Origin of the sequence: Pantoea sp. Ft-CA_14, from assembly GCF_024520875.1 — a bacterium.
GTDB classification, from domain to species: Bacteria; Pseudomonadota; Gammaproteobacteria; order Enterobacterales; family Enterobacteriaceae; genus Pantoea; species Pantoea agglomerans.
Genome location: NZ_JALNPM010000010.1, coordinates 59,421 through 83,294, shown reverse-complemented (window position 1 = coordinate 83,294; position 23,874 = coordinate 59,421). Strand labels below are relative to the sequence as shown.

General features: G+C 52.9%; 19 protein-coding genes and 2 pseudogenes. 13 read left to right on the top strand and 8 right to left on the bottom strand.

Features of this window, described 5'->3' with window-relative positions:
* Positions 1-111 precede the first annotated feature (111 nt).
* The 6 genes and pseudogenes from NR195_RS15580 (at position 112) to NR195_RS15555 (ending at position 7,800) form a co-directional block, all read left to right on the top strand.
* Positions 112-1,470, top strand: a complete 1,359-nt coding sequence (locus tag NR195_RS15580) for an AAA family ATPase (RefSeq protein WP_256844696.1) — start codon at positions 112-114, stop codon at positions 1,468-1,470.
* Complete coding sequence (locus NR195_RS15575) at positions 1,470-2,417, top strand: DUF4435 domain-containing protein (RefSeq protein ID WP_256844695.1); 948 nt, start codon at positions 1,470-1,472, stop codon at positions 2,415-2,417. Before NR195_RS15580 ends, NR195_RS15575 begins: the two co-directional genes overlap by 1 nt.
* 203 nt (positions 2,418-2,620) lie before the next feature.
* Positions 2,621-3,148, top strand: a pseudogene (locus NR195_RS15570) (DUF3750 domain-containing protein); the annotation flags it as partial.
* Between the two features lie 4 nt (positions 3,149-3,152).
* Positions 3,153-3,874 (top strand): annotated as a pseudogene (locus NR195_RS15565) (IS3 family transposase); the annotation flags it as partial.
* Positions 3,875-4,127: 253 nt separating this feature from the next.
* Positions 4,128-6,464, top strand: coding sequence for an SEC-C metal-binding domain-containing protein (locus NR195_RS15560; RefSeq protein ID WP_256844694.1), 2,337 nt, complete (start codon positions 4,128-4,130; stop codon positions 6,462-6,464).
* A 562-nt stretch (positions 6,465-7,026) separates the two neighbouring features.
* Entirely contained in the window at positions 7,027-7,800 is a 774-nt protein-coding gene (locus NR195_RS15555) for a DUF3750 domain-containing protein (RefSeq protein WP_033788083.1), read from the top strand.
* 30 nt (positions 7,801-7,830) lie between these two features.
* Here NR195_RS15555 and NR195_RS15550 read toward each other — a convergent pair whose 3' ends face one another.
* Positions 7,831-8,010, bottom strand: a complete 180-nt coding sequence (locus NR195_RS15550) for a DUF2158 domain-containing protein (RefSeq protein ID WP_256844693.1) — start codon at positions 8,008-8,010, stop codon at positions 7,831-7,833.
* Between the two features lie 193 nt (positions 8,011-8,203).
* Between NR195_RS15550 and NR195_RS15545 the strand changes: the two genes are divergently transcribed.
* Complete coding sequence (locus tag NR195_RS15545) at positions 8,204-8,449, top strand: hypothetical protein (protein ID WP_256844692.1); 246 nt, start codon at positions 8,204-8,206, stop codon at positions 8,447-8,449.
* Between the two features lie 20 nt (positions 8,450-8,469).
* Positions 8,470-8,967, top strand: a complete 498-nt coding sequence (locus tag NR195_RS15540) for an AlpA family transcriptional regulator (protein ID WP_256844691.1) — start codon at positions 8,470-8,472, stop codon at positions 8,965-8,967.
* A gap of 3 nt (positions 8,968-8,970) precedes the next feature.
* Here the strand turns inward: NR195_RS15540 and mgtE are convergent, their stop codons facing one another.
* The 5 genes from mgtE to ppk1 form a co-directional block, all read right to left on the bottom strand.
* Complete coding sequence (gene mgtE / locus NR195_RS15535) at positions 8,971-10,404, bottom strand: magnesium transporter (RefSeq protein ID WP_010671330.1); 1,434 nt, start codon at positions 10,402-10,404, stop codon at positions 8,971-8,973.
* Between the two features lie 140 nt (positions 10,405-10,544).
* Entirely contained in the window at positions 10,545-10,730 is a 186-nt protein-coding gene (locus NR195_RS15530) for a YfgG family protein (RefSeq protein ID WP_010671331.1), read from the bottom strand.
* Between the two features lie 101 nt (positions 10,731-10,831).
* Positions 10,832-11,446, bottom strand: coding sequence for a tellurite resistance methyltransferase TehB (gene tehB / locus NR195_RS15525; protein WP_256844690.1), 615 nt, complete (start codon positions 11,444-11,446; stop codon positions 10,832-10,834).
* Positions 11,447-11,487: 41 nt separating this feature from the next.
* The gene (gene ppx, locus NR195_RS15520; protein ID WP_010260078.1) at positions 11,488-13,014 is read right to left on the bottom strand and encodes an exopolyphosphatase; all 1,527 of its coding nucleotides are present in this window, start codon (positions 13,012-13,014) and stop codon (positions 11,488-11,490) included.
* A gap of 5 nt (positions 13,015-13,019) precedes the next feature.
* Positions 13,020-15,080 (bottom strand): polyphosphate kinase 1, encoded by a 2,061-nt coding sequence (ppk1, locus tag NR195_RS15515; RefSeq protein WP_010260075.1) that lies wholly within the window; start codon positions 15,078-15,080, stop codon positions 13,020-13,022.
* Positions 15,081-15,230: 150 nt separating this feature from the next.
* Between ppk1 and NR195_RS15510 the strand changes: the two genes are divergently transcribed.
* Genes NR195_RS15510 through pstB form a run of 3 tightly spaced genes read left to right on the top strand, consistent with a single transcriptional unit; the run spans position 15,231 to position 19,729 of the window.
* Positions 15,231-17,318 (top strand): ABC transporter permease subunit, encoded by a 2,088-nt coding sequence (locus tag NR195_RS15510; RefSeq protein ID WP_256844689.1) that lies wholly within the window; start codon positions 15,231-15,233, stop codon positions 17,316-17,318.
* A complete protein-coding gene (pstA, locus tag NR195_RS15505) occupies positions 17,315-18,949 on the top strand; it encodes a phosphate ABC transporter permease PstA (RefSeq protein WP_010260070.1) in 1,635 nt (544 codons plus the stop codon). Before NR195_RS15510 ends, pstA begins: the two co-directional genes overlap by 4 nt.
* A gap of 12 nt (positions 18,950-18,961) precedes the next feature.
* On the top strand, positions 18,962-19,729 hold the full coding sequence (pstB, locus tag NR195_RS15500; protein WP_010260068.1) for a phosphate ABC transporter ATP-binding protein PstB: 768 nt from the start codon (positions 18,962-18,964) through the stop codon (positions 19,727-19,729).
* 109 nt (positions 19,730-19,838) lie between these two features.
* On the opposite strand, the gene purN is transcribed toward pstB, so the two are convergent.
* Both purN and purM read right to left on the bottom strand, forming a co-directional pair.
* Positions 19,839-20,477 carry a phosphoribosylglycinamide formyltransferase gene (gene purN / locus NR195_RS15495; protein WP_010671336.1) on the bottom strand — a complete coding sequence of 213 codons (639 nt, stop codon included), beginning with the start codon at positions 20,475-20,477 and terminating at the stop codon, positions 19,839-19,841.
* Entirely contained in the window at positions 20,474-21,514 is a 1,041-nt protein-coding gene (purM, locus tag NR195_RS15490) for a phosphoribosylformylglycinamidine cyclo-ligase (protein WP_256844688.1), read from the bottom strand. The genes purN and purM overlap by 4 nt, the downstream gene beginning before the upstream one ends.
* A gap of 229 nt (positions 21,515-21,743) precedes the next feature.
* On the opposite strand from purM, the gene upp reads away from it, so the two are divergent.
* Both upp and uraA read left to right on the top strand, forming a co-directional pair.
* Positions 21,744-22,370 (top strand): uracil phosphoribosyltransferase, encoded by a 627-nt coding sequence (upp, locus tag NR195_RS15485; RefSeq protein WP_009088774.1) that lies wholly within the window; start codon positions 21,744-21,746, stop codon positions 22,368-22,370.
* Positions 22,371-22,517: 147 nt separating this feature from the next.
* Complete coding sequence (gene uraA, locus NR195_RS15480; protein WP_010260058.1) at positions 22,518-23,801, top strand: uracil permease; 1,284 nt, start codon at positions 22,518-22,520, stop codon at positions 23,799-23,801.
* Positions 23,802-23,874 lie beyond the last annotated feature (73 nt).

The window sequence follows — 23,874 nt, the reverse complement described above, 5'->3', positions numbered from 1 at the left end:
AAGCCCGCGTAACTGCGGGCTTTTTTATGCGTCTTTTCTTGCCTTCATGCATCTTTTTGTATAAATATATGATGCTTGTATTTATTTTATTTATAATAAAAGGAGTTTGGGATGGTTCCACCAATTGAGTACTTTTTCATTGGAAATATGCATGGATACAAAAATGTTAGATTGGATTTTTACGATTTATATAAAATATTGCTGTCCGAAAATGGTCAAGGCAAAACAACTATATTAAAAATTATTGATGCTACATTAAATGGGAATATTAAAAAACTTAGAGATGTTAATTTTGGTAGTGTAGAGATAAAATTCGCGAGTTCATCTGAACCAATTTCTATTATGAAGTCAGATTTGGACTATGATTGGGAATCAAAGGCTTATCGGCATATTTCTGAAAGAGTTTCTCAAGAGGAGCTTTCAAATATAATTGAAATAATAATGTCAGAAAGTAATTTGAATGCCATTAGAACTAAACTAAAAAATTATTATGAAGTGAATTCTAAATCTCAACTAAGTCATCCAGAAGGAATAAGATCCTCTTTGCCTTTTAGTATGATGGCAATAAGAGATCTTTTTGAAGAAAAGGAATCACTTCTTCTGGGTGTTAAAAAAATGGATTTTTTTCAACAAATAGAAGAGAAGTTTACTCTTAAGACATTGTATCTTCCAACTTATAGGAGAGTAGAGGATTTATTGTCTTCTTTGAATGTTGATAAGGAAAAACAAGGTCAGGATTATATTCAGTTTGGTTTGACGGATGTTGAAGACAAGTTAGAGTCTATAAAGAAGGAAATACTCACTTCATCGAACGATTCAATGTCACGTATTAATAGTGAAATTTTAAATAGGCTTGTCAATGGCCTAACAGTTAATGATGATGATAGATCTATTATTATCAATAATTCTGATGATATTGAGCTTTTACTTAATCGATTTGGTCGCTCATTAACACCATCTGATAAGAATAAAATAATAAGTTTAGTTAAGAATAAATATGAAGTTGGCAAAAAGGAAAATGACACCCTCATCTACTTCCTTTCAAAGATGTATAATGCTTTTTTTGAACAGCAAACTAAAGATAAAGCTTTAACGAGATTTTCGGAAGTTTGCTCTAAATATTTTAAGAACAAAAAAATGACCTATGATGCAACATCGATTAGTGTTGTCATTACTTCATTAGAGAGAGATGAGCAAATAAAATTTGGGGAGTTATCTTCCGGTGAAAAACAGATCGTTTCATTATTTTCGACACTAATCCTTGAAAGAGATAGCCGGTATTTCATATTATTTGATGAACCTGAGTTGTCTCTTTCAGTGGAATGGCAGAAAATTCTTATCAAAGATGTTATGGAGTGTGAAAGTTGTTCAATGTTGTTGGCTATGACACATAGTCCGTTTATTTTTTCTGGACTAACAAAGTATACGTCTGATCTCCAATCCTACTTTTTGGAAAAGGAGGGGGAGTAATGTCACGAGTAAAATACCTGACAGAAAGTATGGATGATACTGAAGTGTTCTTCTTAGAATACTCTAGGGTTAGGGGAAATGAACAGCTAATATTTATAATTGAAGGAAAAGATGATCCAAAGTTTTATACATCTAAGATAGCAAATTTTTTTTATGATAAATGGGATTTTCTCTCTGTTGGTGGAAAAAGTAAAGTCTTAGAGTTACGACGTGCTATCAAAGATAATCCTATATATTGTACGGATAAGACTTTTTTTATGATTGATAAAGATTTTGATGAGGAGATACGCGAGAAAGATGTTTATACCACGCCTTCTTATTCTATTGAAAATATTTATTGTGAACCAGCGACTGTAAGGAAGATGTTGGTTGGTGAATGCGGTTTAAGTAACTATAAAATCCCCCATCGCAGTGAAATTTTAGAATATCTTACGGTGAGATACCTTGAACTTCAGTCATTATTTCACAGTAACAGAAGGCTAATTATTGCAAATATTATATTTCTATACATTAGGAAGGGATTTATCACTAAAAAAGTAAGTCTCGATAAAATATTAAAAATAAATATCGATATTGTAGAGGGTGATGTTTTAATTAAATTGAACTGGAAAAGCGAGTTTAATAATTTAAAAAAAATAGAAAGGATAAAGTTTATTCATTTTTTGAAGAGTAATGCTCAGGTTAAGGAAGTTCTGAGTAATCCAGGAGCAAGGTTTAGAGGCAAGCAGGAGATAGGTTTTTTAAAAGAATTTGTGAAGCTCCTTAAAGATAATAGTTTTCTCACTAAAGAGGTTGAAGATCGATTTTCTTATAACTTAAAACTTGATAATCCATCTTTGCATGATCATATGCTTTCTTCTTTGGCGCAATACGTGAGAACGCCAGATTGCCTTATTAATTTCTTCGAGACTATTAAAAGTGATATCAGAATATTATCCAAGGTGTAAAAGATGGAGTGATTATTATTTAAAGTTTGAGTCAGTTTTTAGTTAATGAAAGTGGTTAAAAATATTATATATTTTGATACTTAAAGTTGCTTTTTTTGGACAATATAACTTACCACGATTCGATTCTAATGGCGGGTGAATTATTACTCAAAAAATGCAGTCGAGGTTTCCACTGAAAGCGTTTCTACTCGCTTTTTCTTGCCGTGGTGCTGCTGTCGCTGGCGACCAGCTTGGTGCAGGCCACGCGCAGCGGCGAGCTGAATAGTGAACGCGGCGGCTGTGCCAGCGCGCGGCCTAATTCCGCCAGACTGGAACTCAATCCGCAGCGTTACGCCCGTTAAGCCATCGTGCAGGTGTACGCCGCACCCACTTATGGCTGGAAAGGCGTGGTGGCGGTTCATCCGTGGATCATCTACAAGCGTGCCGGCGAAACGTACTACAACCGCTATCATGTAATCAGCTAGGGCAGCGGCGATAAAGTGCGGCTGAATTGCAATCTGCTGGACTGTTATTGGAACGGAGCGCGGCCACGAGTACTGGTTAAGCACCGCGGTGCTGCCGCGCAGGCGATGATCCCGCAGATTGAAGCTGCGATAAATTCCTATACGTGGCCCACCACTTATCATGCGTGGCCAGGACCCAACAGCAATACGTTTCTGGCGCACAATGCTCATGGAGTGCCGGCGCTGAAACTGGATTTACCGGTGAACGTCATTAGTAAAGGTTGTCGCTCGCACACGTGACGAACCCGTTATTTGCACGTTGCAGACGGCTGCAGAAAAATATCCACGATACGGCTTCCCGAAGCTGTTTAAGGTTCTGCGGCAGCAGGGATACCAGTGGAACCATAAACGGACCCACCGTATTTACTGCCTGTTCAAACTGAATTTTCGTCGCAAAGGCAAACAGCGTCTTCCGGTACGTAACCCATCGCCGACGACCACACCTGAAGATCTGAACCAGAGTTTGTTTGTTGATTTGATGCATGGCGCGCTAATTTGCGGCCATTGATTTCGCACATTCATTGTAGTCGATGAATTTAATCGCGAGGCTTTGTCTATCGAACCATGAACCTGCCGTCTCAATGAGTGGTTCGGGCGCTCGACAGGATCGCAGCAAACCGGGGATTTCGCGCGATGCTTCGCATGAATAACGGCCCGGAATTTATTTCACTGACTCTGGCTTAGTGGGCAGAAAAGCACGCAGTGAAGCGAAAATTTATTAAACCGGGTGAACCGACTCAGAACGCATTTATTGAACGATTTAACCGGACATATCGCACTGAAATACTCGATGTCAATATGTTTAGGACACTGAACAAAGTACGACAAACTACAGGGCGGTGGTTTTTAGAATATAACTATTAACGTCCACATGAATCACTGAACAACCTGACACCGGAGGAATATCGATTGCAAAACCATCCGGCCGAGATCTCAAAAAGTGCGTGTAACTAAAACGGGTCTATTTACAATATCCCCACTATGCAGGCGGCCATATTCAGTATGCAATCACAAGGTAGGCACCCCGACAAAAATTATCCACTACAGTAAGTGCTCGAAACCTCGACGTAACCAGAGTAAGGGCGATATATAAGAAAGCTGATTATCGTGAACAGCGTAAAGCCAAGATGCAGGACTGAGCTGATATGATTGACGAGTGAGCATTATGGTGCTCGAAAGATCAGTAGTTCAAAATGGGGTGATAAGAATGAATATGGAAGTAGATCGAAAGAAGGCTGTAGCTTCTTTATTGAAGGATATGGAATCCATTGCTGACCGAATGCGTGAGTTGATTGTCAAAATGCCTCCGCATGATTTGCTCGGGTACATCTACGCTCAGCACATGATGAAAAAAATGGGAAACCAAATTGGGGGCGAAAAGCAAGGCCAAGAGGGTAGCCCAGCTGACGTAGTTAATGAAACCCAGTTCTTACTGGAGTATGTTCACGCGGTTCTGGCATCTGAGGCCGCTCCTGCGGATATGGAATTCGACGAAGCACTGTGCGCTGAGTTGTTTGAACGTAGCCGAAAACTGAGAGAGCAGGCCATGTTCTATGCTATGGCCACCTCTGCTGATACCAAAGATGGCATCTTCGGTCCTAATACGGCCGACATTGAATTCCGTGCGAAATCCACTTGGGTCATGATACGCGGGAATCGTTATCAAGTTTTGGAGGGCGAGTTCTATCGCTACGTTCTGGCGCCTCACAATGATGTTTTGGAGGAGGTGTACGGCATTGGTGCCACCGATATTGCGGAAGGCTTTCAGGCCATTGCCGACGCTACTCGTTCTGGGCAGGCCAACGCAATCATTGAGATGATGAAGCAGTTTGAGGCGGTAAAAGCTTTTTCTATAGAGCAAAGTAAGTCTATGGAAGACGCTATGGAGTCATGGATTGCTGAAAATGAGGAGCAGTCCAAAGCGGCCCGGGGGGCGATGGAGGATATGCTTCGCGGCGGTATTGCCAATGTAAGCCGTCACACGAATTTGCCACCGACATTGCTAGCAGACTTGTCATACCAGCGAGGAGAAGATACTGAGTTCTTCGCAGCGGGCGATTTTAAGGGGACACCCTTTCGGACACTGCCAGCACGTAAGAAACCTCTAATTCAGCTTGGGTCGGACTACTACGCGGTCGATCCCTGTTTTGCTCGCGATGCGGGGTATCGTGCGCTCCTATTTAATCTCCTTCAGCGAAAGCCGGATTACAATAAGGCCTTTAAAGATAGGCAGAAAATGATGAGCGAAGCAGCCTTTGCCGACATTCTCTATGCCCAGCTTCCGGGAGCCACAGTTCTTCAGGAGGTTTACTACAAGGATCCTGATAGCAAGCAGTGGTCCGAAAACGATACTCTAATCCTGGTCGATGATGTGCTGTTACTAGTTGAGGCTAAGGCTGGTGCAGCTGCCACCATTGCATCACCGGCGCTTGATTTTGGCCGCCATGCTCAATCAGTGCAGGACTTAGTACTCAAGGCATATAAACAATGTGCGCGCTTCTTCAATTATATGAATTCGGCGGATGAAGTGTCCCTCTATCACCTCGTGAATGGCAAATACGAAGAGTGTTGTCGTGTGCGTCGCTCTGACTACCGGGTGATGGTGCCGATTGGGTTGACAGTCGAGTCGTTCTCGCCCTTTTCCACGTACTGTAAAGAATTACCGCAGGTTGAGCCTTTACTTGGAAAGCATGCTTTCATTTCACTGTCCATCGACGATTTGTTTGTGCTCAAGCGACTCTTGCCCACACCCGGGGAGTTCGTCCATTACTTGGAGGTGCGGCAAACCGTGGCCGGAATACGCGGGGCTCATCTCTTCGACGAGTTCGATCACTTGGGTGCTTACCTGAAGAAGAACCGTTTTGATCAGGATATTATCGAGCAGTTGAAGGAAGAGAAAGCGAACATGGTTATCTGGGATGGCATGAGTGACATCGTCGACAGGACCTTCGAAGGTGAGGAGTGGGAAAGCAAACCGTTCCCAAGTCAGAAGTTCCCGGAGGAGGTTCTGAAGCTGCTTGGAGCACTCGATAGCACCCGAGCTAGCGGCTGGCTTTCAGCAGAGAGTCATATCCGTGACCTAGGAGAGGAAGGCCGGAATAATCTGGCCAAGATGCTGTCCGACCTTCGAAAAACACTGATTCAGCATCCCGTTCGTTACTTTGTTCTGGGCGGGGACGGTGTACCGCTCTTCGTTTGGCTTCAACGGCATGGTCATCCAATTGACTGGACTAAGGTGAACAATAAGGCTAGCGCAGTTGCGTTGAGCGCCAAGGCTACTAACGTCATTGGCGTTGTGGCTGAAGTTAGTGCCGATGGTACTTATGTCCAGGCGCGGTCTTTCAAAATTTACATACCGACGGAGCAAACAGCAGAAAACGCACACATTTATGAAGACGCGGCGAGAATTGCCAATCCTGAACGTACGGTCAATCTCGAACGGGAAAAACAAGTCCACTTTGGTCGCAAGAGCAAAAAGATTGGCCGTAATGTCCCTTGTCCATGTGGCAGTGGCATGAAATACAAGAGATGTCATGGACGGTAGAATCTGCTTAGGAGTTCAAATGGAGGTTGTGCATAAATTTTCCTAACATACTGATTTTTATTTTTAATTTTATATTTGATTCATGTTGTGCGAGAGTCTTCTCAGTATGAGCCTGAGCTTAATAAACGTCGATGAGCAGAAAAAATAAAAAAAATCTCCGCATGGTATAGATTATGGTATCGAGAAAGATCGACTTTCTAAGTGACTGTTATTTCGATTAATTTTAATTTATTTTATAATGGAGTGGGATAACCTGGCCTCAGCCAGTTAATCCCTGATAAGTCTGCAGCCCGCTCCTCAGCGGGCTTTTTTTATTGCTCTGACCGTGCGCAGACTCGCCGTTTTAACTTTTCAGCGCATCCCGCCTCGCCGCTGGCGTTTTATTATTCACTTTGCCGGAAATTACGCTATCCTCCATGCAGTAAAAGCCCGCAACTGACGTCATTTGTGTCCCGCTTTTATCCGCCGCTTTCATCGATCGTCCGTATCCCAAAGCCGCCGCTTACTGAAACTGCCTGCTGAACAGGCGTTTCGCGATTCTTACGTCACCAGGAATGTTGTCATGCTCTCACTTAAAGTGTTCAGCCTGTTTTTTGTTGCCGTACTGCTGCTATCGCTGGGAGCCAGCATCGCGCAGGCGACGCGTCACAGCGATACCACAGAGCAGGGCGGCTGGTGGTCGGCTCGCCGCGATTCGGCCGGGATAGCGCCCGACCCGCGCGCTTTATATAGCCTGGCTATCGTACAGGTCTATGCTGCGCCGACTTACGGCTGGAAAGGGGCGGTGGCGGTGCATCCGTGGATCATCTTCAAGCGCGCAGGTGAAACGCGTTTCACTCGCTACGAAGTGATTAGCTGGGGCAGCGGCGATAAAGTCCGGCGCAACACCAACCTGCCTGATGGCTACTGGTATGGCGCAAAACCGCGGCTGCTGGTGGAACATCGCGGACCGGAAGCAGAAGCGATGATCCCGCAGATTGAAGCCGCCATTAAATCCTATCCGTGGCCGACAACCTATCGCGCCTGGCCTGGACCAAACAGCAACACCTTCCTGGCGCATATTGGCCGCGAAGTACCCGCTTTAAGGCTTGATCTGCCCGCTAACGCGCTGGGAAAAGATTACCGGCCACTGTGGCGTCCGGTCGGGCTGCCGCCATCCGGGCGCGGCCTGCAGGTGTCGATTCTGGGCGTGGCGGGAGTGACGCTGGGTGCAGAAGAGGGACTTGAAGTCAATCTGCTGGGTCTGAACATGGGAGTCGATTTCACACCGTTCCGGCTGCGTCTGCCGTTTATTGGCGGTCTGGGAAATGACAACCTTCAGCAGGATAAGCCCTGACAGTCTGGCCCCGTCAGGGGCCGTTTCACCTCAGCACACGCCAAAGTCACCCTCTTCGTGATAGAGATTGACGCTCTCTGCTTTCACTTCGATCTCTTTTTTCGCCGCATCATCAACGCGTGCACACCATAAGGTGTCGCCTTCTACGCGCAGCACCTGCATTTTCGGGCCGCCGGTTTTCGACTGAACAAAATCATCTGCTTTAAACATATTGCCTCCGTTGTTAATCGTTTCTGCTGCCAGATGACTTCTGGCGCTGATCGTTTTTTGTGTGACGTTTTCCAGTTTATACCCTGACTGTTTTACTGCGAGAAAAAGTCTGCGCATGCTGAGCCGCACTAAGATAATTTCATCAGGTTGTCAGTTGACAACTTATCAATTCGGCGTCAGGATAGGGAAAAACATGGCAAGGAAGCGGCATCCCAACAAAGAGATCGAAACGGCGTTACGTTACGCCGAATCCCATGGCTGGCTGGTCGTCACGGGAGGCCATCACGCCTGGGGCAAAATGTACTGTCCGAAAAATCTGTTGATGTGCCGATGTGGGGAGTTTTGTCTGACCTGTATCTGGATCACACCAAAAAACGCACATCAGCATGCCCGCGCGCTGCGACGCGTGGTCGACAACTGTCACTATCTGAAGTCCTGATGCAGCACAAGGAGAAGCATATGGAATATTGTTTCACATTACGGTTCAGCCTGCCGGAAGGGCATGCGCCGGTGGATGAACTGCTGGAAACGCTGGCAGCGGCAGGCTGTGATGATGCGCTAATCGGCCTGGGCATGCCGGGCAGAATTGCACTGGAGTTCACCCGGGAGTCCGACTCTGCAACGGATGTATTGAAGCAGGCAGAAGAGGATGTGCTGCGTGCGATACCGGGGGCCACGCTGGTGGAAGCCGCACCCGATTTTGTGGGATTGACGGATGTTGCGGACATCATCGGCATGACGCGTCAGAATATGCGTAAGCTGATGCTCAGCCACCGCCCGCCGTTTCCGCTGCCGGTGCATGACGGTAAAACCGCCATCTGGCACTTAGCGGATGTGCTGGAGTGGCTGAGTCAGCGTGGTAACTATACGCTGCCTGCGGCGACCCGAGAGCTGGCACAGGTAACGCGGCAGCGCAATCTTAACGGGTCGCTGCAACGTTACGGCCTGCAAGCCTGACGATTAGTGCGGCAGCAGGAAGATCGTCGCCAGCCCCAGGAAAATAAAGAAGCCGCCGGTGTCAGTAAGGGCAGTGATCAATACGCTGGAGCCGACGGCGGGATCGCGATTCATTTTAGTCATGACCAGCGGCACCAGCACGCCCATCAGCGCGGCCAGCAGCAGATTCAGCGCCATGGCCAGCATCATAACGCCGCCCAGCGCCATATTGTCATACATCAGCCAGGTGATGCCGCCCATGATGCCGCCCCAGAACAGGCCGTTGATCAGCGCCACGCCAAGCTCGCGGACGATCAAAAACGAAAAGTTGCCCGGTTCAACCTGATGTAAGGCCAGCGCCCGCACAATCATGGTGATGGTCTGATTACCGGTATTGCCGCCGATACCCGCGACGATCGGCATCAGCGTGGCCAGCGCCACGATTTGCGAAATCGTCCCTTCAAACAGCCCGATAACCCGGGAGGCGACAAAGGCAGTGCAGAGATTAATCGCCAGCCAGGCCCAGCGTTTACGTACCGATTTACGCACCGGCGCGAACACATCCTCTTCCTGACTGATACCCCCCATTTTACGAATGTTGCTTTCGTTTTCGGCATTCACCAGGTCGATGATGTCTTCAATGGTCACGCGGCCAATCAGCTTGCCCTTGGCGTCGGTGACGGCGGCTGAAATGAGGTTATAACGTTCAAAGGCACTGGCAGCGTCTTCGGCCTTATCGTTAAGCTGGAAGGTGGTAGGGCGCGCGTTCATCACGTCGCTCACCAGGGTTTTGGGTTTGTTAAGCAGGATGTCCGTCAGCAGCAGTTCGCCCAGCAGCTGATTATCTTTATTGGTAATGAAGAGTTTATCGGTACCGCCCGGCATGCTTTTGCGCTTGCGCAGAAAGCGTTGCACCGTTGCAAGCGTGACATCTTCACGCACCGTCAGGATATTGAAATCCATCACCCGGCCTACGCGGTCACGGTCAAGCTGCACCATATCGAGCATGCGGGCGCGCAGGGCGGGCTCCACCGTTGCCAGCAGGCGTCCGGTCAGGTCACGTGGCAGATAACGCGCCAGCCAGACCTGATCGTCGATATCCAGCGGCTGGATAGCGCGCAGGATATCGCGGTCGCTCATCTCTTCGGTGAGGCTTGCCCAGACCGTTTCAGACGCTTCAACCAGCACATGGCCGCGCCGCTCGTTCGGCACCAGCCGCCACAGCGCCTGACGTTCTTCTTCGGGCAGGGCTTCGAGAATATCCGCGAGGTCAGCGGCATGCAGTTGCAGAATGTCCTGCTCCAGCGCGTCACGCTGGGCCGCATTTTCACGTTGCTGTTCAGGATTGAGATCGCCCGATTTCTCCAGCAGGGCATCAACCAGATCGTGCTCGCTGAGCAGCAGCGTCAGAATGCGATGACGTATTTCACTTAAACGTTGAGAGTGAGAGGCAGACACATTGGATCCCTTAAGTCTGAAAGCACCAGCACGAAGTGTAGCGTTTCGCCTGAAAAAGGGATGCAAAAAAGAGTCCAGTTATCTGGATAACGTTTAAGTGTCAGGTGCGTTTCAGGCGAAATGTCGTTATTGGTTATTCGCTATCGCGTATCGCCTGATGTTATGGCAACCGGTTCAGGAATAGCTTTCTGTTGCTGATGATGCTCGAAGGCAGCAGGCAGGATAAAAATCAGGCGACTAAAAAGAATGATAAAACTAATCAGCAACACAATGCGGGTCATGGTGCCGGTTTTTTGACGTCTTCGGGGAGAAATAGCGCTGTTCACGCGGGGTGGTTCCTGTAATGACCCCATCTGGGGCGACTGCAATATTTAGTCACAGTCGCCTGATGAAATCAATCGCTGTTGAAAAAAACAGCAGATAAAGATCAGTAACTCGCTTTTTGCGCCAGCAGCGTCGCAAACCGACAGGTGATGCGGTTGCCATTTTCATCTGTGCGATGCAGCTGACCGGGGTGCTCGTTGTACTTCACGATGTGCCAGTTGCGGTAGTAGTGGCTGAGCTCACCTGATTTAAACGCAAAGGAGAAATCAGCCGGGCAGGGCATATCGTCCGTGTTCATCGCCGCCACGATCAGGTTAAAACCGTCTCTGACCGTACAGGCCTGCATGTCGGCAATCAGCTGCGGAATAGTCTGCGGCTGCAGGAACATCATCACCACAGTCGATAGCACAAAGTTGAAGCCGCCATTAAAGCGCGTGTTGTTCAGGTCGCGCTGCTCGATATGAATGCCGCTGAGATTTTCCTGCGCAATAATCTCCTGCAGGCGCGCCAGGCTTTGCGGATTATGATCCCACGCCGTGACGTCAAAACCGTGCTGATTCAGAAACAGCGTATTGCGTCCCACGCCACAGCCAAGGTCAAGCGCCTTGCCGACGTTGAGCTGGGGCAGCGCCGCAACCACTTCGGAGTGGGGCGGCGTTAAACCATAGGTTTCGGCAAAATAGTTTTCGCCTGAAAGGGGTGCGGTTGGTTGTGTCATATTCATCATTTCAGTTAAACGGGCGCCAGGCGCCCGTGTTGTCAGACTTCTTCTTCGAGGATCAGTTTCCATCCCGTGACGTCATTCCAGTAAACCTGCTCCCGTTCAAGATCGAGCTGAACCAGGTTGTTCTGCGTGAAATAGCCCGCCGGGAAGGTCAGCGTCCAGTGGCCGTCATCGCATTTCAGGGTTAACGCCTCCGGACGCGTGGTGGCCTGTCGCTGATTATTCAGCAGGGTACCCAGGCGCAGCAGGAAGATCAGCGGCACAAACTGCTTTTTCTTGAACAGCGTCACGCGCGGCAGCTCATCAAGCTTTATCGCTTTACGATGGAATCTGACCAGCGCCGCCAGCAGCATCTGTTGATCCTGATTGAAGCCCGGCAGGTTGGTGTTTTGCAGAATATAGGCTGAATGGCGTTGCAGGCCGCTGTGATTGATGGTCAGGCCTACTTCGTGCAGCATCGCCGCCCATTTCAGCAGTGCGGCCAGTTGTGGATTCGCCAGTTTCTGATTCTGCTCGCGCCACTGCAGATAAAGCTGCTCGGTGGTGTCGAGCACGCGTCGTGCCTGATCGCTGTCGATAGCGTAATGGTTCGCCAGACTCTGTGCCGTACGGCTGCGAATATCCTGATGGCGGAAACGGCCCTCCATCTCATAGAGCACGCCTTCACGCAGCGCACCGTCGGAGAGGCGCAATTCGCGAATGGCCAGCGCATCAAATACGCCGCAAAGAATCGCCAGCCCGGGTACAAACACACCTTTACGCTCTTCCGACAGACCCGGCAGGCTGAGTGCAGCAAAGGATTTGTGTTTCATCACCTCGTCATAGAGCTTTTCGAGGCGCTCAGGCGTAATCAGCTTCTCTTTTTCATCCATCGCCAGCAGCACTTCGCAGGCGGCTTTGATGGTGCCGGACGCGCCCAGCGCATATTGCCAGCCATGCAGACGATATTGCCACGCCAGCGTTTCCAGCTTCTGCGCGGCCGCTAAACGGGCGCGACGGAAGTTTTCACGGCTGATTTCACCTTTCGGGAAATAGAGCTGGGCGAAACTGACGCAACCCATGCGTCGGCTCTCAACCAGTTGCGGTTCAAAATCCTCGCCAATGACCAGCTCGGTTGATCCGCCGCCGATATCGATCACCAGCTTGCGGCCTTTCTCCGGCTGGGTATGTTCAACGCCCATAAAGATCAGGCGAGCCTCTTCATGGCCCGAAATCACCTCGATCGGATAGGGGATCACCTCGGCCGCACGTTGCAGGAAGGTTTCGGCGTTGACCGCCTCGCGCAGCGTGTGGGTACCGACAATCGTCACGTTGCTCGGACTGAACCCCTGCAGGCGCTCGGCGAACAGGGCCAGGCAGGCTAACCCCCGCTCCATCGCTTCCTCGCTGAGGTTGTGCCGGGCATCCAGCCCGTCAGCCAGATGGACGCGCTGCTTAAGGCGGCCCAGTACCTGCATCGCACCATCGACAACCCGCGCAATCACCATATGGAAACTGTTCGAGCCCAGGTCAATCGCCGCAAACTCCTGGGGTTTTGGCGTACTTTTATGAGAAATTGGCATAGGATTTATTCAGGTTGTTCCAGTTTCTTGATGTAATCATAAATGGCCAGCTGCGATCGCACTTTACGACGATTGCCGCGCTGGACGTAATGGTTACTCAACTCTTTATCGACGATGCGGGCTTTCACCGTATCACTCAACTGAATAGCAATAATGTCGAGTATGCGCTGCCGGATGTGGGGATCGAGAATCGCCACTGCCACTTCGATACGGTAATCAATGTTACGTGTCATCCAGTCAGCGGAGGAGAGGAACACCTTCTTATCGCCGCCATTCTCAAAAATATAGACGCGATCGTGTTCCAGATAACGGTCAACAATACTGATGACACGAATATTTTCACTGATCCCGGGCAAGTCAGGGATTAATGAGCACATTCCGCGCACCAGAAGATTGACCTTCACCCCTACGCTGGAGGCTGTATAAAGCCGATCAACCAGACCTTTGTCCACCAGATTGTTGATTTTCAGAGTAATGCCGCAGGGCTTATTCTGCTGCGCATTAGCAATTTCGGTGTCGATTAGCTCATACAGCATCCGGCGCGAGTTCTGCGGCGAGACCATCAGATGATCGAACGTCACGGGCCGGTAGGGATTCTCAATAAAGTTGAACACCCGACGCACTTCATTGGTGATGCGCGCATCCGCGGTCAGCAATGAGTAGTCCGTATAGAGACGCGCGGTTTTCTCGTTAAAGTTGCCGGTACCGATATGCGCGTAGCGCACAATCTCTTCGCCTTCGCGGCGTGAAATCAGGAACAGCTTGGCGTGGATCTTCAGGCCTGGTGCGGAGAAAATGACATGCACGCCCGCTTCAGTCAGGCGTTTCGCCCAGTAAATATTGGCTTCTTCATCAAAGCGCGCCTGCAGTTCCACCACCACCGTGACTTTTTTACCGTTATAGGCGGCATGGATCATCGCATCCATGATGCGGGAATGTTTAGCAACGCGGTAGATGTTGATTTTTATCGCCAGCACGCTGGGGTCGAACGACGCCTGACGCAGCAGCTCCAGCACATGCTCAAAGGTGTGGTACGGGTAGTAGAGCAGCACGTCGCGATTGCGAATCGCATCAAAGCCGTTGCGGAAACCATCAAAGCCGATGTGGCGAATCTGCGGCAGCGGGCGGTTCACCAGGTTGTTTTTGCCGACGTTCGGGAAGCCGATAAAGTCTTTGAAGTTGTGGTAGCGGCCGCCTGGCAGGATGGAGTCCAGGTTTGAGATGGAAAGCTTGTGGCACAGCAGCGACACCATCGTGTCTGGCATATCGCGCTGGTAGACGAAACGCACCGGTTCCGCCGTCAGTCGCTGCTTCAGGCTGGAGGACATCAGCTCCAGCAGGCTCGACTCCATCTCCGTGACCAGGTCGTACTCGGCGTCACGCGTCATTTTCATTGAATAGGCGTTGAGCGCGTCGTAGTCGTAGAAGCCTTTAAAAATGTCATCCAGGCAGTAACGCAGGATGTTATCCAGCAGGATCATCGGTTTACGGCGGCGCGGTGGCTCAGCCGGTAAATTGATGAAACGCGGGACTTTGTCGGACGGAATTTCCAGCAGCGCATACTGAATATTGTCACCGCGAATGATCTCTACCGCCAGATAGGTGTAGTCATCTTTAAGGAATTCGGTCAGATCCGTTTCATGGGTGATCAGAATCGGCGAGATATGCTGACGCAGCTCGTGCTTGAAGTAGTGGCGCAGCCACGCCTGCTGATTGGATGAAAGCTGACGTTCATTGATCAGGAAGATCTGGTTACGTGCCATCTCCAGCAGCAGATCGTTATATAACGCATCAAACTCCTGATCGGACTTCATTACCCGCTGCTGAATTTTCTTAAACAGATGGCGTGGTGTACTGGCGGAACCCTGCTCTTCACCAATCAGAATGCGGCGTTTGAGGTCGGCGAAACGCACTTTATAGAATTCGTCGAGATTATTGGAGTAGATACCCAGAAAGCGCATCCGCTCAATCAGTGGATTGCTTTTGTCTGCTGCTTCCTGCAAAACCCGTTCATTAAAGGATAACCAGCTTAATTCTTTTTCAATATAAAGCTTTACCTGACCCATTCTCACTCCATTTAGCGGTTGCAGGACTGAAGATCCAGTATCCACCAACATTATGGCGAGAGTATGGCAGCGTTGTCCAACGCCAGGAGTTGTCTTATCAATCGGCTACGGGCAACATAGCGGCTTATTTTGGCCTGCTAGCGGAACCGCATGAGCGCAAACCACATTCCTGTCCAATTCAGCGATCGTAAGCGTCGTGCTGTTGACCGTCTGACGCGGCGGCTGGTCACCTGCTGTGGCGTGGCGATCCTGCTATTGATGCTGCTGCTCTTCTGCTGGCTGATTGGCGTGGTATTACCGCTGTTTAATGCGCCGGGCCTGCAGGTTGCGGCCAGCCAGCAACTCTGGGATCGTGCGCCAGCCTTAGCGATTGGCAATCAGGGGAAGGTCGGCTGGCGCATCAGCGAGCGCGGTGCGGCGCGTTTTATTCCGCTGGATGGTCAGCCTGCGGAACCGGCACTGGCGCTGACCCCGCCGCCCGGGGAGATAGTGCGGAGTGCCGATGAGCAGACGCTACTGCTGAATATGCAGGGTGCGCTGACACTGATGCAGCCAACCGCCGACCAGCAGTGGCGTTTTCCGCTGGGAGATAAACCTTTTCATCTGCCCGATGGCGCAGTGACGAAGATGGCGCTGGCGACGCGCCATGCGGGTCAGTGGCGTATAGCCGCACTTACTGAGGCCGGACTCCGGGTGCTGACGCTTGGCACCGATCGCCAGGCCTCGGTTATCCCGCTGCCGCAACGCCAGCTGGATCTGCTGGCGCTCTCTCCGGCCGGCGATCTGCTCTACACCACCGAAGGCAATCTGCTGCGGGTCTGGCAACTTGACGATGACCGTGCACTATTGCGCGAAACGCACACCCTGCCGCAGCGGCCAAAAAGTCTGCATCTGCTGGTGGGCGGCACAAGCCTGCTGATCCAGGATGGCAGCGGCGTCACGCAGTGGTTTGCTATCGCCAGCGAACAGGGGCCGCGCCTGCAGCGCATTCGTACCTTTGCCAACAGCGACGGCGAGACCATTCTGGTGACGGAATCACAACGCCGCGTGTTTGCGACGCTCAGCAAACAGGGGCTGTTAAGGCTGTTCGCCAGCAAGCAGAATGGCCCGATACTGCAGCGTCAGCTGGAACCTGGCATTGTGCAGGCGCAGTTTTCGCCACGAGGCGACAGCCTGCTGATTGAACGGGCGGGAAGCTGGCAGACCCTGCGGCTTGATAATCCGTGGCCGGACGTCACCTGGCGCAATTTCTGGCAAAAAATCTGGTATGAAAATTACCCCGGACCGGACTGGATCTGGCAATCGACCGCGGCGGGTGACAGTTATCAGGCCAAGTTCAGCCTGATGCCGATGGTGATGGGTACGCTGAAAGCGGCGAGTTTAGCGCTGCTGTTTGCCACACCGCTGGCGCTGGCGGCGGCGATGTACACCGCCTGGTTTATGGCGCCAGGCCTGCGACGCTGGGTCAAACCGGCCATTGAGATGATGGGTGCGCTGCCAAGCGTAGTGGTGGGGCTGATTGCCGGGATCTGGCTCGCGCCGCATATTGGTCAGGCGCTGGTGGGTGTGCTGCTGCTGCCGCTGACGCTGGCGGGCACGCTGCTGCTGTGCGGCGTATTCAGCGCGCGTTTACCGCCGCGCTGGCGTCAGCCGGGTCATGAAGTGCTGATTCTGCTGCCGCTGTTACTGCTGGTCACGCTGCTGACGCTGTGGCTGCCCACGCTGTTGATACCGGATGCGGGCGACTGGCTGCCGCATTACGAACAGCGCAATCTGCTGGTAGCCGCACTGGCGATGGGCTTTGCGCTGGTACCGCTGATCTTTACCCTCTCTGAGGATGCGCTGTTCAGCGTGCCGGCTGCACTGGGGCAGGGCTCGCTGGCACTGGGCGCGACGCCGTGGCAAACCCTGACCCGCGTCGTGCTGCCGGGTGCTTCCGCCGGTATTTTTGCCGCTCTGATGATTGGTCTGGGGCGTGCCGTAGGAGAAACCATGATTTTGCTGATGGCGACCGGCAACACGCCGCAAAGTGAAGGTGGCCTGTTCAGCGGCCTGCGCGCGCTGTCCGCCAATATCGCCATTGAGATGCCGGAAGCGGCGGCGGGGAGTGCTCATTATCGCGTGCTGTTTCTTAGCGCCCTGATGCTGCTGCTGTTTACGCTGGTGATCAACACGGTTGCCGAGCTGATCCGTCAGCGGCTGCGCCAGCGCTACAGCCAGCACGAGGAGCAGGCATGAAAGCGATGCAACAGAACGATCGCTGGCGCTGGCTAACCGCCGGTGCCGTAGCCGTCTGCCTGCTGGCCTTTACGCTGCTGATTGGGTTACTGGCCTGGCAGGGCGTGCGCGCTTTCTGGCCGCAGCGCGTCGATCTCTACACTTTTAGCCAGCCTGAAGGGGCCGAGACGCGCCTGCTGGGTGAAACCCTGGAACATCAGCGGCGCTTTCCGGCCCCGGCAGATGAGCAGGGCAACAGCGGCGGACAGGTTAATCGTTATCTGATTAAAACCGGTAACCGTGACTGGGACGCACCCGATTTCCGGGTGGTTTACAGTCGCACGGCAGCGCAGGTCAGCCAGCCTGCGGACATCATGGTGCTGCAGCGCCGCAGCCACGGTCAGGCATACGGCTGGTTTGTCGGCCTGCGTGAGGATAATGAAGAGCTGACTGCGCAGGATCCTGATGCACTGCTACATCAGCGGCTCGGACAGGTGCAGATGCTGGTGCGGCAGGCTAATCAGATTCGCCGGGTCGATATGGCGCGCCTCAACAGCCAGCGTGAGCAGCTTGATGAGCAGGCGGCCACAAACCGTGCTGCCGGGCGCTTTGATTTGCAGGCCGAGTCAGAATATCAGGCCAATCAGGCCGCTTTGCAGCGCCGTTTTAATCAGCTGAGCGAGACACTGGCTTCGCTGCAACAGCAGAGTCAGCGCGATCTGTTAATCCTGCGGGATGTGCATGGCACCGAACATGCGATCCCGCTGACCGAAATCGTTGACAGCTGGAAGCCGAACGCGATGACGCTGACCGGCAAAACGCTGCATTTTCTGCATCAGCTGTGGCGTTTCGTCAGTGATTCACCCGCTGAAGGCGAGAGTGAATCCGGGGCGTTCCCGGCGATCTTTGGCACCGTGCTGATGGTGTTGCTGATGTCGGTGGTCGTGATGCCGCTGGGTGTCATCGCCGCCATCTGGCTGCATGAATATGCCGGACGCAATGCGCTGACCAGACTGGTGCGCATCGCGGTGGTCAATCTGGCAGGCGTTCCTTCAATCGTCTATGGCGTATTTGGTCTGGGCTTCTTTGTCTGGCTGGTGGGCGGCACGATAGACCAGCTCTTCTTCGCCAGCGCGCTGCCCAATCCCACCTTCGGGACACCTGGTTTGCTGTGGGCGTCGCTGACTCTGGCGTTACTAACGCTGCCGGTGGTGATTGTGGCGACCGAAGAGGGACTATCCCGTATTCCCAACAGCCTGCGGCAGGGGTCGCTGGCGCTGGGCGCGACTCAGGCGGAAACCCTGTGGAACGTGGTGCTGCCGATGGCGGTGCCTGCCATGCTGACCGGCCTGATTCTGGCGGTGGCGCGTGCCGCTGGTGAAACCGCGCCGCTGATGCTGGTTGGCGTGGTAAAAATGGTGCCGGAACTGCCCGTCGACGCGGTGTTTCCTTATCTGCATCTGGATCGCAAATTTATGCATCTGGGCTTCCAGATTTACGATCTGGCGTTTCAGAGTCCGAATATTGAAGCTGACCGGCCGCTGGTGTTCGCCACCGCGCTGCTGCTGGTGCTGATTATTCTGTCGCTTAATCTGCTGGCGATGGGACTGCGTCACCGTCTGCGTGAACGCTATCGCCTTATGACTCAATAACAGGCTATGACTATGACGTCCGACACGGATATCGCGCTGACCGTTAACCAGCTATCGCTGTGGTATGGCGAGCGCCAGGCGCTGCAGGCTATTTCGCTGCAGGTGCCGAAAAACAAGATTACCGCGCTGATTGGGCCCTCCGGCTGTGGCAAATCGACGCTGCTGCGCTGCTTTAATCGCATGAATGATGTGATTGATCATTGCCGGGTCGAGGGTGAGGTGTTGCTGGGATCGCAGCCGATCCTGCGACCTGAGCAGGATCTCTCGGCGCTGCGTCGTCGGGTCGGCATGGTGTTTCAGCGCCCCAATCCTTTTCCAAAATCGATCTATGAAAATGTGGTCTACGGGCTGCGCTTACAGGGTGTACGCGATCGGCGGGTGCTAAACGAAGCCTGTGAACGTGCGCTGCGCGCGGCGGCGTTGTGGAGTGAGGTCAAAGATCAGCTGTCACAGAATGCGCTGACGCTCTCGACCGGACAGCAGCAGCGGCTGGTGATTGCCCGCGCCATTGCGATTGAACCGGAAGTTCTGCTGCTGGATGAGCCGACCTCCGCGCTGGATCCCATCTCCACGCTGGTGATTGAAGAGCTGATGACCACGCTCAAGCAGCATTTCACGCTGGTGCTGGTGACGCACAACATGCAGCAGGCTTCTCGCGTGTCAGATTACACCGCGTTTATGCATCAGGGCGCGTTAGTGGAGTTTGATGAGACTGACCGTATCTTTACCGCGCCAAAACAGCGACGGACCGAAGATTATATTACGGGGCGCTACGGTTAAGTCAGTAACGGGAGCAGAGCAGGTTGTTATGTCAGACGGCTCAAAGGTTCCCTGAGCCTTTACCCCGACCGCCAGCACTTCAGGGGAAGCCCCGGCTTCCCCTGTCGCGTCAGTCGTTAGCATAACCCTGCGGCGGCAGCGGTTCGCCATCCAGCCAGGCTTGGCCGTCACGCATCGCCAGACGACCCTCAACAAACCAGCCGATTACCATCGGATAGATGGCATGCTCCTGATGCTGCACCCGCTCCGTAATCTCCGCTTCGCTGTCGCCGGGAAAAACCGGGACTTTTGCCTGCAGGATCACCGGACCCCCATCCAGCTCATCAGTGACGAAATGCACGGAGGTGCCATGTTCGCTATCGCCATTTTCCAGCGCCTGACGATGCGTATGCAGACCCGGATATTTCGGCAACAGGGAAGGGTGGATATTCAGCAGGCGATCGTGAAAATGGGCTACGAACGCGCTGCTGAGAATGCGCATATATCCTGCCAGCACAATCAGGTCTGGACTGTAGGCTTCGATTTCAGCGATGAGCTGGCGATCGAAGGCTTCGCGGTCAGTGAAGTCGCTGGCGGCAAGCGAGTGGGCAGGAATGCCTGCCTCCTGCGCCCGCGTCAGGCCATAAGCGGCGGCGCGGTTGCTGAACACGGCAGCCACGCTGCCGTGAATCCGCCCGCTTGCACAGGCGTCAAGGATGGACTGAAGGTTACTTCCGTTGCCGGAAATCAGTACAACCAGCTTTTTCATCCGTTGATGACCACACGCTCTTCGGCATCAGACGCTTTAATTACGCCGAGCTTCCAGGCTTTCTCGCCCGCAGCCTGCATCAGCGCAATCGCGTTGTCCGCGTCTGCCGGACTCAGGGCGATGATCATGCCGACGCCGCAGTTAAAGGTGCGGTACATCTCGAAACGGCTGACGTTGCCTGCCTGCTGTAACCAGCTGAAGACGGCCGGCCATTGCCAGCTCTTCTCGTCGATGACGGCCTGAGTGTTGTCGGGCAGCACGCGCGGAATATTCTCCCAGAAGCCGCCGCCGGTCAGGTGTGCGATAGCGTGCACATCGACCTGCTCAATCAGGCTCAGGATATTTTTCACGTAGATGCGGGTCGGTTCCAGCAGATGATCGGCCAGCGGTTTGCCTTCCAGCTGTTCAGCCAGCGGATCGGTGTTGCTGACTTCCAGAATCTTACGCACCAGCGAATAGCCGTTGGAGTGCGGGCCGCTGGAGCCGAGGGCGATAAGTACGTCGCCATCCTGCACCTTGCTGCCATCAATGATCTCTGACTTTTCCACCACGCCAACACAGAAACCGGCCACATCGTAATCTTCACCGTGATACATGCCTGGCATCTCAGCGGTTTCACCGCCCACCAGCGCACAACCCGACTGCAGACAACCTTCGGCGATGCCGGTGATCACCGCAGAGGCGGTATCCACATCCAGTTTGCCGGTAGCATAGTAGTCGAGGAAGAAGAGGGGCTCGGCGCCCTGTACCACCAGGTCGTTGACGCACATCGCCACCAGGTCAACACCAATGGCATCGTGACGTTTGAGATCCATCGCCAGACGCAGCTTGGTGCCAACGCCATCGGTGCCGGAGACCAGCACCGGTTCACGGTATTTCTGCGGCAGCGCGCAAAGCGCACCAAAACTGCCCAGTCCACCCATCACTTCCGGGCGACGCGTCTTTTTCACTACGCCTTTAATACGGTCAACCAGAGCGTTACCAGCATCAATATCAACACCGGCGTCTTTGTAACTGAGAGAGGTTTTGTCGGTCACTGCGAGGTCCCCACGCGAGTTGCGGTTGGTGGTTTAAAATAAAGCGCGGCAATTCTATCAGTGCAGGCAAACGTTTGCGAGTCCGGGATTGCGCATCGGGCGATTTTCATTGATCCTCTATTTGTCCCGGTAAAACCCGCGGCTTTGCGCAAGAGCAGGTGGCGTGGAGCGCAAAAGGCGGTATAATCCCGCGATTTTTTTTAGCTCAACTCATTCCGGGAGAACACCAATGAAGATCGTGGAAGTCAGACACCCGCTGGTCAAACATAAACTGGGCTTGATGCGTGAGCATGATATCAGTACAAAGCGTTTTCGCGAGCTGGCGTCTGAAGTGGGCAGCCTGCTGACCTACGAAGCGACCGCCGATCTGGAAACAGAGCGCGTAACCATTGAGGGCTGGAATGGCCCGGTAGAGATCGATCAGATCAAAGGCAAAAAAATCACGGTGGTGCCGATTCTGCGTGCCGGCCTGGGCATGATGGAAGGGGTGCTGGAGCACGTTCCCAGCGCCCGTATCAGCGTGGTGGGTGTTTACCGTGATGAAGAGACACTGGAGCCGGTTCCCTATTTCCAGAAGCTGGTCTCTAACATCGAAGAGCGCCTGGCGCTGGTCGTCGATCCTATGCTGGCGACAGGCGGTTCCATGATCGCCACCATCGACCTGCTGAAGAAAGCGGGCTGCACCAGCATTAAAGTGCTGGTACTGGTTGCCGCACCAGAAGGGATTGCCGCGCTGGAGAAAGCGCATCCTGACGTTGAGCTTTACACCGCGTCAGTGGATCAGGGACTGAATGAGAAGGGTTACATCATTCCCGGGCTCGGCGATGCCGGGGACAAGATTTTCGGAACCAAATAAATCGCATAGCCGACCAGAGAGTCGGCTTTTTTTTGGCAAAAAAAAGATCCCCGAACGGGTTTGGTGTGGCTGCGAGGCTCACCGGCGTGCCTGCTGCTGTGCCAGAGGCGCGCGCCCTGGGGGATAAATAACACAAGGGGATAAATGATGACTCGTCGCGCCATTGGCGTCAGTGAACGACCGCCGTTACTGCAAACCATTCCACTCAGCCTGCAACACCTGTTCGCCATGTTTGGTGCCACGGTACTGGTACCGATTCTGTTCCACATCAACCCGGCGACGGTGCTGTTATTTAACGGCGTAGGCACGCTGATCTACCTCTTTATCTGTAAAGGCAAAATTCCCGCTTACCTCGGTTCCAGTTTTGCCTTTATCTCGCCAGTACTGCTATTGCTGCCGCTGGGGTATGAGGTCGCGCTGGGCGGATTTATCCTGTGCGGCGTGCTGTTCTGTCTGGTGGCGCTGATTGTCAAACGCGCGGGCACCGGCTGGCTCGATGTGATGTTTCCCCCGGCGGCGATGGGCGCGATTGTCGCCGTCATCGGTCTGGAGCTGGCAGGGGTAGCCGCTAATATGGCGGGTCTGCTGCCCGCGGAAGGCAGTGCGCCCGACAGTACAACCGTGCTGATTTCGCTGGTCACGCTGGCAGTGACGGTATTCGGTTCCGTGCTGTTTCGTGGCTTCCTGGCGATCATCCCGATTCTGGTCGGGGTGGTGGCGGGTTATCTGCTCTCTGCATTTATGGGCATCGTTGACTGGAGCGGCGTGATCAAAGCCCCCTGGTTTGCGCTGCCAACCTTCTATACCCCGCGTTTTGAATGGGTGGCGATGCTGACGATCCTGCCTGCGGCGCTGGTGGTGATTGCCGAGCATATCGGGCATCTGGTGGTCACCGCCAACATCGTAAAGAAAGATCTGATTCGCGACCCTGGCCTGCATCGTTCGATGTTCGCCAACGGCTTATCAACGGTCATCTCCGGCTTCTTTGGTTCAACGCCTAACACCACCTACGGTGAAAACATCGGTGTGATGGCGATTACCCGCGTCTACAGTACCTGGGTGATTGGCGGCGCGGCGATTCTGGCGATCCTGCTCTCCTGTGTCGGCAAACTGGCGGCGGTGATCCAGGCGATCCCGGTACCGGTAATGGGCGGCGTGTCGCTGCTGCTGTATGGCGTGATCGGCGCATCCGGTATCCGGGTGTTGATCGAATCCAAAGTCGATTACAACAAAGCGCAAAATCTGATCCTGACCTCGGTGATCCTGATCATCGGCGTCAGCGGTGCGAAGGTACATATCGGTGCTGCGGAGCTGAAAGGCATGGCGCTGGCGACAATCGTAGGGGTTGGATTAGCGCTGATCTTCCGTGTGATCTCGCTGTTGCGTCCGGAAGAAGTGGTGCTGGAGGCTGAAGAATCGCGCGAGCCGTGATCGCAGCAAGCCTGACAGGATCGGGGCAGGGACGCCCCATTCATCTCTTTCTGAAAACTGTGTTAGACTTCCC

What these genes read in the sequence shown, in the direction of transcription:
- purN (WP_010671336.1), bottom strand. Translation starts at nt 20,477, where the DNA reads ATGAAAAAGCTGGTTGTACTGATTTCCGGCAACGGAAGTAACCTTCAG.
- tehB (WP_256844690.1), bottom strand. Translation starts at nt 11,446, where the DNA reads ATGACACAACCAACCGCACCCCTTTCAGGCGAAAACTATTTTGCCGAA.
- NR195_RS15550 (WP_256844693.1), bottom strand. Translation starts at nt 8,010, where the DNA reads ATGTTTAAAGCAGATGATTTTGTTCAGTCGAAAACCGGCGGCCCGAAA.
- pstB (WP_010260068.1), top strand. Translation starts at nt 18,962, where the DNA reads ATGACGTCCGACACGGATATCGCGCTGACCGTTAACCAGCTATCGCTG.
- ppk1 (WP_010260075.1), bottom strand. Translation starts at nt 15,080, where the DNA reads ATGGGTCAGGTAAAGCTTTATATTGAAAAAGAATTAAGCTGGTTATCC.
- NR195_RS15575 (WP_256844695.1), top strand. Translation starts at nt 1,470, where the DNA reads ATGTCACGAGTAAAATACCTGACAGAAAGTATGGATGATACTGAAGTG.
- NR195_RS15540 (WP_256844691.1), top strand. Translation starts at nt 8,470, where the DNA reads ATGGAATATTGTTTCACATTACGGTTCAGCCTGCCGGAAGGGCATGCG.
- uraA (WP_010260058.1), top strand. Translation starts at nt 22,518, where the DNA reads ATGACTCGTCGCGCCATTGGCGTCAGTGAACGACCGCCGTTACTGCAA.
- NR195_RS15545 (WP_256844692.1), top strand. Translation starts at nt 8,204, where the DNA reads ATGGCAAGGAAGCGGCATCCCAACAAAGAGATCGAAACGGCGTTACGT.
- ppx (WP_010260078.1), bottom strand. Translation starts at nt 13,014, where the DNA reads ATGCCAATTTCTCATAAAAGTACGCCAAAACCCCAGGAGTTTGCGGCG.
- NR195_RS15510 (WP_256844689.1), top strand. Translation starts at nt 15,231, where the DNA reads ATGAGCGCAAACCACATTCCTGTCCAATTCAGCGATCGTAAGCGTCGT.
- upp (WP_009088774.1), top strand. Translation starts at nt 21,744, where the DNA reads ATGAAGATCGTGGAAGTCAGACACCCGCTGGTCAAACATAAACTGGGC.
- NR195_RS15560 (WP_256844694.1), top strand. Translation starts at nt 4,128, where the DNA reads ATGAATATGGAAGTAGATCGAAAGAAGGCTGTAGCTTCTTTATTGAAG.
- NR195_RS15555 (WP_033788083.1), top strand. Translation starts at nt 7,027, where the DNA reads ATGCTCTCACTTAAAGTGTTCAGCCTGTTTTTTGTTGCCGTACTGCTG.
- NR195_RS15580 (WP_256844696.1), top strand. Translation starts at nt 112, where the DNA reads ATGGTTCCACCAATTGAGTACTTTTTCATTGGAAATATGCATGGATAC.
- pstA (WP_010260070.1), top strand. Translation starts at nt 17,315, where the DNA reads ATGAAAGCGATGCAACAGAACGATCGCTGGCGCTGGCTAACCGCCGGT.